The sequence below is a fragment of the Reichenbachiella sp. genome, from assembly GCF_033344935.1.
Taxonomy (GTDB): Bacteria; Bacteroidota; Bacteroidia; order Cytophagales; family Cyclobacteriaceae; genus Reichenbachiella.
In genome coordinates this window covers 1,236,963-1,251,481 of record NZ_JAWPMM010000001.1, presented here as the reverse complement: position 1 = coordinate 1,251,481, position 14,519 = coordinate 1,236,963, and the positions used below count along the sequence as shown (strand labels likewise).

14 protein-coding genes and 1 tRNA gene are annotated in these 14,519 nt (G+C 38.1%); 8 read left to right on the top strand and 7 right to left on the bottom strand.

All coding sequences use genetic code 11. The features are described 5' to 3' along the window. Position 1: 1 nt before the first annotated feature. Positions 2-2,116 carry a P-loop NTPase fold protein gene (locus R8N23_RS05405; RefSeq protein ID WP_318170545.1) on the top strand — a complete coding sequence of 705 codons (2,115 nt, stop codon included), beginning with the start codon at positions 2-4 and terminating at the stop codon, positions 2,114-2,116. A gap of 198 nt (positions 2,117-2,314) precedes the next feature. Next, positions 2,315-2,836 carry a hypothetical protein gene (locus R8N23_RS05400; protein ID WP_318170544.1) on the top strand — a complete coding sequence of 174 codons (522 nt, stop codon included), beginning with the start codon at positions 2,315-2,317 and terminating at the stop codon, positions 2,834-2,836. 117 nt (positions 2,837-2,953) lie between these two features. On the opposite strand, the gene R8N23_RS05395 is transcribed toward R8N23_RS05400, so the two are convergent. The 3 genes from R8N23_RS05395 to R8N23_RS05385 all read right to left on the bottom strand — a co-directional run bounded on the left by R8N23_RS05395 (position 2,954) and on the right by R8N23_RS05385 (position 4,227). After that, a tRNA-Leu gene (locus tag R8N23_RS05395) sits at positions 2,954-3,037 on the bottom strand. A 108-nt stretch (positions 3,038-3,145) separates the two neighbouring features. Then, the gene (locus R8N23_RS05390) at positions 3,146-3,442 is read right to left on the bottom strand and encodes an antibiotic biosynthesis monooxygenase family protein (RefSeq protein WP_318170543.1); all 297 of its coding nucleotides are present in this window, start codon (positions 3,440-3,442) and stop codon (positions 3,146-3,148) included. Next, positions 3,439-4,227 (bottom strand): SAM-dependent chlorinase/fluorinase, encoded by a 789-nt coding sequence (locus R8N23_RS05385; protein WP_318170542.1) that lies wholly within the window; start codon positions 4,225-4,227, stop codon positions 3,439-3,441. Before R8N23_RS05385 ends, R8N23_RS05390 begins: the two co-directional genes overlap by 4 nt. 70 nt (positions 4,228-4,297) lie before the next feature. Between R8N23_RS05385 and R8N23_RS05380 the strand changes: the two genes are divergently transcribed. Both R8N23_RS05380 and R8N23_RS05375 read left to right on the top strand, forming a co-directional pair. After that, positions 4,298-5,242 (top strand): PhoH family protein, encoded by a 945-nt coding sequence (locus R8N23_RS05380; protein WP_318170541.1) that lies wholly within the window; start codon positions 4,298-4,300, stop codon positions 5,240-5,242. 62 nt (positions 5,243-5,304) lie between these two features. Next, the gene (locus tag R8N23_RS05375) at positions 5,305-7,410 is read left to right on the top strand and encodes a ComEC/Rec2 family competence protein (RefSeq protein ID WP_318170540.1); all 2,106 of its coding nucleotides are present in this window, start codon (positions 5,305-5,307) and stop codon (positions 7,408-7,410) included. Here the strand turns inward: R8N23_RS05375 and R8N23_RS05370 are convergent. Further along, a complete protein-coding gene (locus R8N23_RS05370; protein ID WP_318170539.1) occupies positions 7,375-7,770 on the bottom strand; it encodes a TerB family tellurite resistance protein in 396 nt (131 codons plus the stop codon). The genes R8N23_RS05375 and R8N23_RS05370 overlap by 36 nt on opposite strands. 64 nt (positions 7,771-7,834) lie before the next feature. Here R8N23_RS05370 and R8N23_RS05365 point away from each other — a divergent pair, with 64 nt between their 5' ends. From R8N23_RS05365 to R8N23_RS05350, 4 genes are read left to right on the top strand one after another with little or no spacing between them, the layout of a single operon-like run. After that, the gene (locus R8N23_RS05365; RefSeq protein ID WP_318170538.1) at positions 7,835-8,428 is read left to right on the top strand and encodes an ACP phosphodiesterase; all 594 of its coding nucleotides are present in this window, start codon (positions 7,835-7,837) and stop codon (positions 8,426-8,428) included. Next, positions 8,425-8,862, top strand: coding sequence for a hypothetical protein (locus R8N23_RS05360; protein ID WP_318170537.1), 438 nt, complete (start codon positions 8,425-8,427; stop codon positions 8,860-8,862). The genes R8N23_RS05365 and R8N23_RS05360 overlap by 4 nt, the downstream gene beginning before the upstream one ends. Beyond that, the gene (gene crcB, locus R8N23_RS05355; RefSeq protein WP_318170536.1) at positions 8,859-9,233 is read left to right on the top strand and encodes a fluoride efflux transporter CrcB; all 375 of its coding nucleotides are present in this window, start codon (positions 8,859-8,861) and stop codon (positions 9,231-9,233) included. The genes R8N23_RS05360 and crcB overlap by 4 nt, the downstream gene beginning before the upstream one ends. 5 nt (positions 9,234-9,238) lie before the next feature. After that, entirely contained in the window at positions 9,239-11,137 is a 1,899-nt protein-coding gene (locus R8N23_RS05350) for a CocE/NonD family hydrolase (protein WP_318170535.1), read from the top strand. A 171-nt stretch (positions 11,138-11,308) separates the two neighbouring features. Here R8N23_RS05350 and R8N23_RS05345 read toward each other — a convergent pair whose 3' ends face one another. The 3 genes from R8N23_RS05345 to tgt are packed head-to-tail and all read right to left on the bottom strand — an operon-like array spanning position 11,309 to position 14,459. After that, entirely contained in the window at positions 11,309-12,235 is a 927-nt protein-coding gene (locus R8N23_RS05345; RefSeq protein ID WP_318170534.1) for a DMT family transporter, read from the bottom strand. Positions 12,236-12,241: 6 nt separating this feature from the next. After that, positions 12,242-13,318 (bottom strand): LptF/LptG family permease, encoded by a 1,077-nt coding sequence (locus tag R8N23_RS05340; RefSeq protein ID WP_318170533.1) that lies wholly within the window; start codon positions 13,316-13,318, stop codon positions 12,242-12,244. Positions 13,319-13,328: 10 nt separating this feature from the next. After that, a complete protein-coding gene (gene tgt, locus R8N23_RS05335; RefSeq protein ID WP_318170532.1) occupies positions 13,329-14,459 on the bottom strand; it encodes a tRNA guanosine(34) transglycosylase Tgt in 1,131 nt (376 codons plus the stop codon). Positions 14,460-14,519 lie beyond the last annotated feature (60 nt).

Here is a 14,519-nt window from a genome sequence, read left to right as displayed (position 1 = left end):
AATGCTATCAGATAATCCAATAAGTCGAAAAGAGGATGACAGATTCCAACGCTTTGTTTTCGCTGAAAGGTTGGCAAAAACAATATCCAGCTATGAGCCAAATGACTCTCTAACTATTGGGGTTTATGGAAAATGGGGGGAAGGCAAATCATCTGTAATCAATTTCGTAGAATCCAATTTACAATCTTCTGAAAACCTTGCTACCCTAAAATTCAATCCATGGCTTTTCTCCTCTGAGCAGCAATTACTGCAATCCTTTTTCGAAATATTAGGACAAACTCTCAAAAAATCACTAAAATCAAAAGGTGAAAAATTGGTTGAGCTAATCAAAGAATATTCTGAACTAATCGGATCAATAAGCTCATTTGCTGGACTGACCTTTGGAGAGAAGGTATTAAATTTTTTTAAGGCTAAGTTTCCTGAAAAAACTATTGAAGAGTTAAAAACAAAAGTCGATAAGCTTCTTCAAGAATCAGACATAAAGGTCGTTATTTTCATAGACGATATTGACAGACTAAAAATTTCTGAAATACAACACATTTTTCGACTTGTTAAGCTAACCGCAGATTTCAAAAACACCATTTATGTCTTGGCCTTTGATGATGAATTAGTCGCAAAATCCCTTGATAAACAATACGCCAAGGGAGGACATGAATTTCTGGAGAAAATTATCCAGGTGCCGTTAAGCATACCTTTAGCTAGAAAATCACAGTTAAAGACATTTACAAACGAGCTGTTAAATAGCATATTGGCAAAAAATAACATATCTCTAAATGACGATGAAGTATATAGATTCGTAGAATTCTTTGACAAGAGAATGCTTCCTTATATAGATACGCCAAGGGTTTCTATTAGATATTCAAATTCTTTGAGCTTTATCCTTCCATTGCTGAAGGATGAGGTCAATACAATTGACTTACTAATTATCGAATGCATTAAAGCTATTGCTCCGAAATTATACAATGCCATAAGAGAAAACGGTGACCTTCTAACCAAAAACTATAGTGATGAAAACCAATACAACCGAAACGATAGTGAAGGGGAATTAATCAAATCTAGAATTGACAGTTTAGGAACACTCAACTGTTTTGAAAACAATCAAATAATTGAAATAGTCAAGGAATTATTTCCTCAATTAAGAGCTGTTTATGATTTGCATTCCTGGAGCCGTTATGAACGCAAAGAATGGTACGAACAAATGAGAATTTGCTCACCTCGTCATTTTGATAGATATTTCAGTTTTTCAGTAGCTGCAGACGACATATCTGAAATAAAATACAAAAACCTCATTGAAGAGCTAAGTTCAAAAGACTTCGATGACAATCAGAATGAATTAAGACAATTGTTCTCAGATATGAAGATTGACGAACTGGTTCTTAAATTTCAATTTTTAGAAGATCAAATAAACCCAAATGAGGCAGAACTTTTGTGTCAAAATTTAGCAAAATTAGGTGACCTATACCCTAACGATAATGGATTCTTTGGCTACTACGGGATATATTCTCAAATGGCCGCTTATCTAGCTAGGTTGACAGAGAAAAATGATCATTCAAAAAGAATCATTCTTGCAAAAAATATCTTACAAAAAGCCCAACCTATAGATTTTGGCTGGGAAATCTGGAGAATGCTACAAATTCGGGAAAAATCTACCACTATAAAGCCTTTGTCCAAAGAAGAATCGACCGAATTAGGTACAATAATTTTGAACAGGAGTAAAAAGAAATTCAGTTTAAAAGAACTGTTTGAAGAGTTAGAAGAAACCAATTTAATGCATCTATTAATTTTTTGGGGGAAACAAAATACTGCTGAGATATCAAAACTAATGATCCAATTCATAGAAGAAGGGCCAAAAAACTTGATGAGGCTTCTGAATATTTTTAGCTCTACAGTAAGAAGCACAAGTCAACCAGAGCCATACAAATCTGGATTTGATCAAACTTATTATGATTATTTGAAGTTAGTCATTGACCCTTCAAAAATGTACAGCCTGTCAGTTCAATACTTCGGAAACCAAGATGCTCCAAAAAATTTAACAGATAGAGATCCCATTACCCAAAACGAACTCATTGGTTGGTTCCAAAAAATACACAGGGAAAATCTAGACAATAAATCATAGGATTTTCTAGGCATTTGGCAATTCTGAATAGACTAGTCGTTAAAAAACTAACTTTGAGATTGAATTCGATTAACTTACAAAAGTTAATAAATGAATATCACCAAAGCACTTACCAAAAGTCTCAATAATCCGGAATCAAAGAAAATCCTTTCGGATTTTACTGAAATAGGGATCGACTCTTTAATAAAAAACGACGTATTGAAGGAAATCCCACTGATTTCCACAATAACCAGTCTTTATAAATTAAGCAATAGCATTCAGGACAAGATATTCTATAGAAAAGTTGCAAAGTTCTTATCGGAGATCGAAAATTTCACTCAAAATGAATTGGATGACATCATGCTTAGAATTGAAGCAGATAAAGAATACTCTGAAAACTTTGGGCTCATCCTCCTCGAAATAATTGACAAAACTAACGGAGATAAAAAACCAAAACTGCTATCAATCTTATTTTCGGCATTTGGAAATAAAATGATAAGTCTAGATGAATTTTTCAAATTCTCAAACATCATCAACTTAGCCCATATTTCAGATCTAAAGAAACTCACGACAAAAAAAATAATTAGCTCTGAACAAGCATCTGCTGTTCTTGGATTAGGAATTATTCAATTAATATCAATGAGCGGAAAAGTCCAATTTGGAGGTATGACTGGTGGTCTTCATTACTCTTTAAATGAAACTGGAAAAAAATTTATCAGTATTATCGAAAATCATATTTGAATAACATATTCAAGCTCAATCGAGTAAAATATAGTTTTTTAAAAAAGTTTTGCCACCAAATTTGCCACCCTAAAAAGACAAAACCCCTGACAATCAATGGATTATCAGGGGTCTGTGTACCCAGGGCCGGAATCGAACCGGCACGGCCGTGAAGCCACTAGAGTTTGAGTCTAGCGCGTCTACCAGTTCCGCCACCTGGGCATTTGAGCCAACTTTTTATTGCTAAAAAGTTGCGATCTGGTATCCTCTCTTTCAAAAGGGATGCAAACATATCTAAAGATTTTCAAGAAATCAATACGTGAAGGACAATCAATCCAATTTTATTTTTTGAATATACGAATGTGCGACAGGAGGTGCTTCGAATAATCGCTTAGTTTCTGGCCAAACCTGACCAAATAGCGCTGAATTTCGGTATTGATTTAGATCTTCTTCCCGTTCCCAAATGCTATAGGTGGAAAACACATTCATAGAATGAGCATCAGCAAGTAACTGTAAGTGTTGACAACCAGGAAACGACCTGATTTTCTCTTTGCTGCTATCAAATATTTTTAAAAACTGCGCTACAGCTTCCTCCTTAAAAGTCATTCTTACTATCCTTATGATCATGTGTCTAAAGTAAAGTCGATAAATACTTGATCTCCTATCATCAGACCAAGGAGTTCAGAGCCCCTGCCCTGATTGATACCAATTTGCAGTCGACCCATTGAGTTGAATAGTACAAAACACTCACCAGAAGTCACGTCGGAATAATGGTTATGCAATTGCAAAACCTTCTCCCTTCTAAAATTGATTACGTAAGGGAAATTATCATTGATCTTCCAGATGGCATCAAAGTCTGTCTTCATGATATTGGTAATCAAATTGCCATAGTGATCAATTCGAATCACATTACCCGCAATTTGCTTCTTGGTGGCTTTTGCTCTTGAAGGCATCAACCTTTCTATATCTTCTAATCGCTTACCAAAATCCTGAATATTCTTTCCACTAGCCACTTTTCCCGCCAATGGCCCAAACAAAGTCTTAGCTATGAAAGGCGATCTCACAGGCTTAACCCCATTGATATCTACCACAGCTGCCGGTCGTTCTTCACTCAACAAAGAAATCAAACCAGAATCCTCGCCAATGAATATATGATTTTCCAACTTCACCGCAACATTTTTGACTATCCTCTTGGTCGTATTTGAAACCGCAAAAAGATGCACTGTCCCTTCCGGAAAGTCTCTAAAAACAGCATCCAGCACATAGGCTGCATGCCCTACGTCTCCGACAGAAATTTGATGAGAAATGTCTACAATGTTGATGTTAGGGTTTTCTTTCAAGATGCTTGCCTTCACTGCAGCCACGTAATGATCGGATTGCCCGAAATCAGAAAGAAATGTAACGATGGCCATACAAGCTATTGAAAAATCTGTTTATTTTGTCTAGCAAAAATATAATTTGACCGCAAATTAGATACTTCATTTGGTAGAAAAAATTATTACCCTAGAGAACATTCCACTCACTGAATTTTTGGGTGTTGAAAACCAAAACATCAATGATATAGCTTCGGCCTTTCCTAAGTCGAAAATAGTATCACGCGGCAACGAAATTAGGATTCAGGGTACTTCACCTGAGATCATACAGATCAATGCCATTTTAAATTCTCTGGTCGAACATTATCACAAATTCGGCACAATCACTAACGACCAAATCAAAACTTACCTCAATCAAGAGGAAGACAAATTTGTGGATTCCGATGCCGATGTATTAGTCTATGGGACCAAAGGCTTTAAAATTGCTCCCAAATCAAAAAACCAAAAGAAACTCGTAGAGGCGGTTCGTAAAAAGGACCTCGTATTTGCTATAGGACCTGCAGGAACAGGCAAGACCTATATATCTGTGGCTTTGGCAGTAAAGGCCCTCAAAGACAGAGATGTCAAAAAAATCATAATTACCCGTCCGGCGGTAGAAGCAGGAGAAAATTTAGGTTTCCTTCCCGGTGACCTTAAAGAGAAAATTGACCCCTATTTGCGTCCAATCTATGACGCACTGCACGATATGGTACCTGGTGAAAAGCTTCGGTATTATATGGAAAATGGAGTGATTGAAATAGCCCCTCTTGCCTATATGCGAGGTCGAACATTGAATGACGCATTCATTTTATTGGATGAAGCTCAAAACACTACGCCTATGCAAATCAAAATGTTTTTGACACGTATGGGACCCAACTCCAAAGTGATTGTAACTGGAGATATGTCACAAATAGATCTCCCTACCAAACAAAAGTCAGGGTTGGCTGAATCACTAAAAATCCTGAAAAATATCAAGGACATTGGTTTTATCGAACTGGATGGCAAAGATGTCATCCGTCATAAGCTGGTCCGTTCGATTATAGAAGCCTACGACAAAGAAGAAAATGCAGGGTAGCAACCTTCATTTTCTAATAATTAAGTAGATTTAGGCAGCAGCATTTCAAGTAATGATTTGAAATGTCTTTTTGGACCAACCATCCCTTCTTTCGAATTACTTTTGCACTCATACTAGGAGTCATAGCCGCACGCTTTGGTTTCTCTCCTTCTGAAAATATTTGTCTTTGGCTAGTATTAATCCTTTTTATAGCCGCATTTTTAGGAAAAATTCTTTTCAAAAAGTCATCCAATCTCATTTGGGGCAACCTACTATTGATCTCAATCTTTCTGCTAGGAACCTTACGATATGAACAGGTAGATTTGTTCGATTCAAAAGCCACAAGCTATACCCAATGGCCCCAATGTCAAGCTTATATAGGGACCGTTACTTCCTACCCTAAGAACAAAGAGAAATATCATATTTACCAAGTGGATCTAGATCTGGGGTTGACTGATACTATTTATTTAAAGTCGCCAGCTAGGCTTTTACTCTATGAGAAAAAAGACAGTATCCCCTCTCAGAACTTGAATTACGGAGATAAAATACTCATTACCGGGTCTCCTTCATTGATGTTAAATGCGAAGAATCCCTATGAATTTGATTTCAGTAAATATATGGCTGATCAGCACATTCATTTTCAGCATTTTGTCTCATCGAGCCAAATTAAGTTATTAAAAAAGGACCAGGGTAATCAGTTGATGTACGCAGTCTATAGGGTGAGATCTCATTTTGAAAAAACTATTAAATCACAAATTAGGGGAACAAATGAACAAGCCATAGTATTAGCTCTACTTCTGGGAATCAAAGACCAGTTAGACCCTGAAACCAAAGAAGCCTATGCTGCCGCAGGAGCTATGCATGTACTGGCCGTGTCTGGTCTTCATGTTTCGATCATCTATTTCTTGCTCACCTGGCTTTTTAGAGGATTGCCCCCGGGTGACCTCAAACGCTTTCTTATACCCACAATCAGTATAGCTACACTCTGGCTATACGCTCTATTGACTGGCTTTTCTCCATCCATCTTGCGGGCGGTCTCTATGTTTAGCATTATCATATTCGCTCAAATTTTAAACCGAAGAGGCCAAATATTTAATTCCTTAGCATTTGCTGCCTTTGTTTTACTCTGGCTGGATCCTTATTACTTATTCAATATTGGCTTTCAGCTTTCCTTTCTGGCAGTAGCGGGGATTGTATACATATACCCAAAAATCTATTCTCTTTGGGATATTGATAATTGGGTGGGAGACTACTTCTGGAAATTAATCTGTGTATCGATTGCTGCACAAGTATCCACATTTCCGCTTAGTTTATTTTATTTCAACCAATTTCCAACATACTTTTTATTAGCCAACCTGGTAGTCATCCCTGCTGCCTTTGCCGTTATGATTCTCGGTATTTCGACCTTAGTGTTAAGTCCTATCATTACTTGGATAGCTTGGCTACTTGAAAAAGTAGTTTTATTCATGAGTTGGACCGTTCGTCAAGTAGAGCTACTTGATGGAAGTGTTATAGATTGGATATATATTTCAGAATTCCAGACCATTTTGATTTATATCTTCATCATGGCATTTTTTGCTATGATGAAGTATAGAAAAGCAACCTACGCATGGGTTATTTGTATAGTTGTAGTAGCCTTTAGTCTTGATAGAGTTTCATCCATACTACACCAATTCAAAGCGAAGCAACTGATCTTCTATTCGACGACCAGCCACGTACCATTAATTGATCGAATTCAAAGCTTTGAAGCTGGTTTGATGTCACCTGATTCTTTATCTGATTTTCGCAAGCAAGTAAATCACGTTGCACCCTTCCGAATACATCGTCTTCTACCAAAACCGCAGTCTCCCCAAATCATAAACATGCAGTTAAGTGACTTTGCCAAAATGGAAGTATTTGAAGGAAAAAAGCTTTTGTTTTTTTCGCAACCATTTAATGAAGAAGAGATAAAGTTTCGTCTCCGAGCAGACATAGTCATTATCTCAAATCAGTCCATTCAATCCCTAGCGAATCTAGATGAAAATGTAGACTTTCAAGAAGTAATTCTAGACAACACTAACGGTTACAATTACTCCAATAAATTTGAAGCCGAAGCAAAAGAAATGGGAGTTAATCTTTACAATCTACGAAATCAAGCGCACCTGATATCACTTTCAAGGAATGAGAAACTTCTGAATTTGTTTTTTTAATGATTCTTTATCTGCACAAAGATCAGGGTCTGCATAGATCTTCAGCATGAGTTCAAATAAAACATCTTCTTCGTAGCCAAGCTTGGCAGACATTTTCGCACAAAACTTAATCTCTTCGTTGTACAGCTTCCCATCGATTTTCATCAATTGGACAATCGAGTAAATCAAATCATATTTTTCATCATCTGTCAGGGTCGACAAATCTCCGATGGGCAGTTCTTCCTCAAAAGAAGATGCAATCTCCTCCTCAGTCATGCCATTAGCCTTCCCCACCTCATTGATGAGATCGACTTCCTCCTGCACGACGATGCCATCTACCTTAGCAAGTTGAACAAGAATATTGAGATGTGATTTTGACATGACCAGCTGGTTTTGATTTTAACAAATATAAGAAATCAGAGGAAAAGGCCTATATTATCTTCGAATGAACTATCTATCCCATTTATATCTTTCTTTTGACAACGAACCAATCACTATTGGAAATTTTATTGCAGACTTCGTTAAGGGTAAAAAATATTTGGAGTACCCTGAAGACGTGCAACAGGGTATTCTTATTCATCGTGAAATTGATAGTTATGCCGATAATCACCCGATCTTCTTAGAAGGGAAAAGAAGGTTGGCTGTTGAATACCGTCATTATGCAGGGGTAATAATGGATGTCTATTATGATCACTTCTTATCAAAAAACTGGTCAGATTATTCGCAAGAAGACTTGAAAACATTCTGTCAAAGACATTACAAACTACTTCGAAACAACCAATCACTCCTTCCAGAAAGGTGCAGCTATCTACTCGGCTATATGGAAACTGGAGACTGGCTGTATAATTATCAATTCTTAGAAGGCATTCAATTCGCTTTGAGCGGAATGGCCCGACGAACTTCATTTAAATCAGGCATGGAAAAAGCTGTCAAAAATCTCACCGATGATTACGACAGATTTGAAAAGGAATTTCAGGCTTTTTTTGAAGAAATATTGGCCCATATCCATAATTTTACCGATCAAATAAAAAATAAATGATCGTTTCAAAACCAAAAATAGGCACACTATTTTCTGTCGGATTATTCATATTCATTGCCTTTGGCCTTTTCATTTATGGCATCGTACAGATTCAGTCTGCTACTGATCGACTCTGGTGGTTTATTTTAATTTACACCTCTGGCCCCATAGGTTTGCTGGTGCTGTTGAAAATTCTTTTTTCCCTTAAAACAATCAAGGTGTCAAAAGAAAAATTTGAAGCAAGGTTCCCTTTCAAATTTAAAAAAATCTCATTCACTGGAAAAGACATAGATCACTGGTTTCACACCTCCATTAAAACTTATGGAGGACTATACGAGGAGCTTACTATCAAATTATTATCAGGCAAACAATTAGTGATGAGTAAGCAAGAAAACACTGAGTACGATAAAACACTCAATTATCTCAAGAAGAAATTTAAGAAATTAGAAAAATGATCAGATTAGCCCTATTTGTCGGAGTTGGTGGAATGCTGGGAAGCATACTAAGGTTTCTAATATCGCAATGGGCGCTCAAATACACCCCTACCATTGCTCCTTCAGGAACACTGCTGGTCAATGTAATTGGGCCTTTTCTATTGGGTCTTTTGTTACACTATTCTGGCAAAATGGACAGATCCTATTTTGTCTTATTAACTTCCGGTTTCTGTGGTGGGTTCACCACTTTTTCCACTTTTAGTGTGGAAAATGTTGATTTGCTTGTTACCAACAACATCAGCTCTGCTTTTATCTATATGGGACTTAGTCTTATTCTAGGCCTTGGAGCCGCAGGATTGGGCTGGTATCTTGGAAAGCTCTATTTAGCCTAAAAATTATGATGAATACCATAAATAAATACTTAGCCGTTTCATTCGCCTTTCTACTTCTAATCACTAGTTGTAGTTCAGAACGAGAACCCTATATTCCATTTACTCCAGCTGAAGATTCTGCTTTTGTGTATAAAAATTACACGAAAAAAGAAGTGTACATACCGATGCGAGATGGCACTAAACTATTTACAGCCATATACACACCAAAAGACTCTTCCGAACAATATCCGATCATCATGTATCGCACGCCCTATGCGATTCAACCATATGGTGAAAACAATTACAAAATCGACCTCGGGCCTAATATGCGCATGACTAGGGACAAATACATTTTTGTATATCAAGACGTTCGGGGAAAACATATGTCAGAGGGTCAATTCGTGGATATGACACCTCACAAAAGAAGAACTGATGAAAGCCTGGATACTTTCGATACGATTGAGTGGCTTCTAGAGAATGTGGACAACCACAACGGTAAAGTAGGACAGTGGGGCATATCCTACCCGGGATTTTACACAGCCGCAGGCATGATCAATTCCCATCCTGCGTTAGTAGCAGTTTCACCACAGGCGCCCATTGCCGACTGGTTTTTTGATGATTTTCATCATCATGGAGCATTCTTTTACCCTCATGCATTCAACTTCTTCTCAAGTTTCGGCAGGCCTCGCTCAGGACCAACGATGGTAAAAAACCCAAAGTTCAAACATGGAACAAATGACGGCTATGCATTCTTTAAAGCCATAACACCCATTTCATTGGCCAAAGAAAACTATTTAGGAGATAGCATTTCTTTTTGGAATGATCTGGTAGCACACCCCAACTATGATGATTTCTGGCAAGACCGAAACATTCTTCCACACCTTAAGAATGTAAACTGCGCGGTACTTACAGTTGGCGGATGGTTTGATGCTGAGGATTTGTATGGGCCTTTAAAAATTTATGAAACTGTGGAAAAAAACAATCCTGGCATCAACAACACGCTTGTAATGGGGCCCTGGGGTCACGGAGGCTGGAGAAGAACAGATGGAGATGTGCTGGGCAATGTTCACTTTGGTTCGAAGACATCCAATTTTTACAATGACAACATCATAGAACCATTCTTTGCTTATCATCTCAAAGGCAGAGGAGAAAATAAAATTCCAGAAGCCTACATGTTCCAAACAGGTACAAACGAGTGGAAAACCTTTGATACTTGGCCTCCGAAAAACCTTAAAAAAGTAAAATTCTATTTCAAAGAAAAAAAGAGACTATCACAAACCCCTCCTGGAGACAACCAATTTGGCGTTGATATATTTGAGAGTGATCCTTCAAATCCAGTTCCTTTTATAGCCGATGATCATATAGGAATGCCTAAGTCTTACATGACTGATGATCAAAGTTTTGTCAACGATCGACCTGATGTTCTTTATTACCTCTCATCACCGCTTGAAGAAGACTTGACCATAGCAGGTTCATTATTGGCCAACTTAGTTGTAAAAACAGATCAGACTGCGGCAGATTGGGTAGTCAAACTCATCGATGTATACCCAAGTAGCCATGCTCCATTCCCACATCAGCCAGATGTATCCATGAAAAGATATCATCAAATGGTAAGAAGCGAGGTGATCAGAGGCAGGTTTCGAAACAGCTATGAACGCCCTGAAGCTTTTGTCCCGAAAAAAGAGGAAGTTATTAAGTTGCCGCTACAGGATGTGCTCCATACCTTCAAAAAAGGGCATCAAATTATGGTTCAGGTACAAAGTTCCTGGTTTCCAATGGTTGACATCAACCCACAAACTTATGTTGAAAACATTTTTGAGGCTAAGCCCGAAGACTTTGTAAAAGCCAAGCATTTTGTAGGTCGATCAGGAGTAAAGCCGTCTTATATCGAAGTGGGGGTTTTAGAAAATCGGGAGGAAAAATAAAACCATCCTGGGTGGGATGGTTTCATAAACTGAATTAGGTCAGTCTGATTTTTGGAATTTTGTAATTCTAAAGTATAGAAAATTTTGGAGGAATCAAACTTTTTTATCGATGAATTGGGTCATTTCTTCGACAAATGAAAAATGCTCTAAGAAAATCACAGTAAATGATGCCTATCTGACAATATCTCTTTTGATATTTTTTCCTTCAAAATACCTTCGAAGCAAAGGATACATAATCACCGATAGTACAATAATTGAGGTTCCCCAGTAAAAATTGTTGTCCATTTTTTCATCACCTCCAAATAAAAAAACAGCTACCGTAATTCCATAAACAGGCTCTAAGTTAATAGTCAAGTTGATAGCAAACGCCGTTAGACGTTGCATCAATTTGACAGCTATAGAATACGCATAGACGGTACAAACCATACTCAATATAAGCAGGTATAAAAAATCATGAGTAGTCAGAGTCAAAGCCAGACCATCGTCAGCAAACCAATATCCATAGATAGGAAAGAAAAGGACTACAGTGGCACAAGCGCCTACCATTTCATAATAAGTGATAGTAAAATGATTTTGTTTGGCCACCAGTTTACCATTAATAACCGTAAATACAGCAGCTAAGAAAGCAGACATAATCGCTACGATAAAACCCATCGCAGCATCAATGGTAGATTGAAATACTACTACAATACCTATAACTGATATGATAGCCACAATTGGCTCATAGAATTTGACTTTCCTTTTATTTACGATAGGATCTATAAAACTAGTCCAAAGAGATGCTGTGGCCATACCAGCCAGACAAACTGAAACGTTCGATATCCTTGCGGCCAAGAAGAAAAGTATCCAGTGAACAGCAATGAGTAAACCAGTACCAAGTATGATCCATAGCTCCTTTCTCGGTACTTGAATGGGCAATTTCCTCCACTTCAAAAGAATAAACAATCCCACACTCGCCATCAATGTTCGATAAAAAACGACCTCCACGGGTGGTATTTCTATCAACTTGCCCAGAATAGCAGTAAAGCCCCAAATGAACACAATAAAGTGTAATTGGAGATAGGCACTCAACATAGATGGCATTTTATTCGCCGACATAATCAATCATTTGGGCACGAATCGATACATCACAAGTGCGGCCACTAAGCCCACGATATTAGGTATCCAGATAGCCAATATCGGATGCATAGATCCCGCTTCGGCAATGGCTTTTACTAGTACAAAGAGTAAGATAAATACAAAGGCAATAACGAAACCCAGCGCAATTTTGAAGCCTGCTCCACCTCTGGTAGATTTTTCAGCGGATACCGACACGCCCATCAAGGTTAATATGATAGCCGTAAATGGCAGCATATATCTAATGTATTTTTCGATCTCATAGAGGCCTACCTCACTAGAGCCTCTGGACTTCAACAAAGCAATATACTCCTCTAGTTCGTTCATGTTCATGGTAGCATTTAGCTGATACTTACTATCGAAATCCGCTGGCGATAGGTTGAACGCAGAATCTAAATCCTCGCCCTTGGTCATTACTTCTCCGAAAGTTTTCAGTTCTCTTTTTTCCCAATTTCTAAACCTCCAAGTCTGAAGTGAATCATTCCAAGTCATTTTTTTTGCAAAAAGCTTAGCCTCTAACCTATTATCCACAATTCGTTCCATGGTCACTCGATAAGCCGATTCTGTTCGATTATTATAACGCTGAATATAGATGTAGTCGTTTTCTGCTACCTTGAGATGAATATCCCTTTCATTAAAATAGAAAGGCTTTTTCAAATACTCGATTTCAAATCCAATTCTATACTTCTCCGAATTCGGGATCAACCATCCGTTGGCATAAAAACTAACACAAGCAACAAGACTTGCACCAATCAAGTAAGGCACCAACATTCGACGAAAACTTACGCCACCGGATAAAATCGCTACAATCTCGGTTTTCACAGCCATACCAGAGGTTACCAATACGGTTGTGATGAAGACAGTAATGGGTGATATCAGATTGGCAATCCACGGCGCAAAAGCCATATAGTATTGAATAATAGCTTCCGCTGGTACGTCATTCTTGATGTACTTTTCATTCTTTTCAGTGAAGTCAATAACCATGATGACCACCACCAAAAGCCCTACCACAAAAACGTAGGTCTTAAGAAATTTAGATAGTATGTACTTATCGAGCAGTTTCACTAATCAATGATTATAGTCTATTGGAAAGCTTCGGCAATATAGTGTTTTTCCAAGTGGAGAAATCACCCTGCAAAATATGTGCCCTAGCCTCTTTCACCAACCACAAAAAGAAAGAAAGATTGTGAATACTAGCGATTTGAGCACCCAACATTTCTCCTGTACGAATGAGGTGTCTCAGATATGCCTTCGAATAATTTATATCAACATGCCCAGCAAGATTGGGATCAATGGGGGAAAAGTCTTTCTCCCATTTTTCATTTTTGATATTAATTATGCCCTCTGAAGTGTAAAGCACACCATGTCTGGCATTTCTTGTCGGCAAAACACAATCGAACATGTCTACACCCAATGCGATACATTCGATAAGGTTGCTTGGTGTTCCCACACCCATTAAATATCTGGGTTTATCTTCTGGTAAGATGCTACACACCAAGTCGGCAGACTCATACATCATTTCAGCCGGCTCCCCTACAGAAAGGCCTCCTATAGCATTTCCTTCTCTTCCAAAAGAAGCAATAGTCTCAGCTGATTCAGTTCTTAGGTCATGATAGGTACTTCCCTGCACAATAGGAAATAAGGTCTGATTGTATCCATATTTTGGTTCAGTTTCGTCAAAACGATCACAACATCTTTTCAGCCAGCGATGAGTCATGTCCATAGAATTCTTAGCATACTTTCTATCGCATGGGTAAGGTGTACATTCGTCAAATGCCATGATGATATCCGCACCAATTATGCGTTGTATATCCATTACATTTTCAGGTGTGAAATTGTGACGCGATCCGTCAATATGCGACTGAAACTTAACCCCTTCTTCGGTGATTTTTCTGCGGTCTTTTAGCGAATAAACCTGATATCCTCCGCTATCTGTCAACATCGGGCGGTCCCAACCATTGAATTTATGCAAACCACCTGCTGACTCTATGACATCAAGCCCAGGACGTAGATACAAATGATAGGTATTACCCAATATGATCTCAGCCTTCACATCTTCTTTCAGCTCTCGCTGATGCAATGCCTTGACTGTACCAGCAGTACCCACTGGCATAAAAATAGGTGTTTCTATCTCACCATGGTCGGTCGTGATTTTGCCTGCCCTGGCTTTAGACTTGGGATCCTTCTGAAGTAATTCGAAATTCATGTTGCGGGCAAAAATAGGTTGATTTATAAAATAATCTTTTCACTCAGACGCATATCTTTG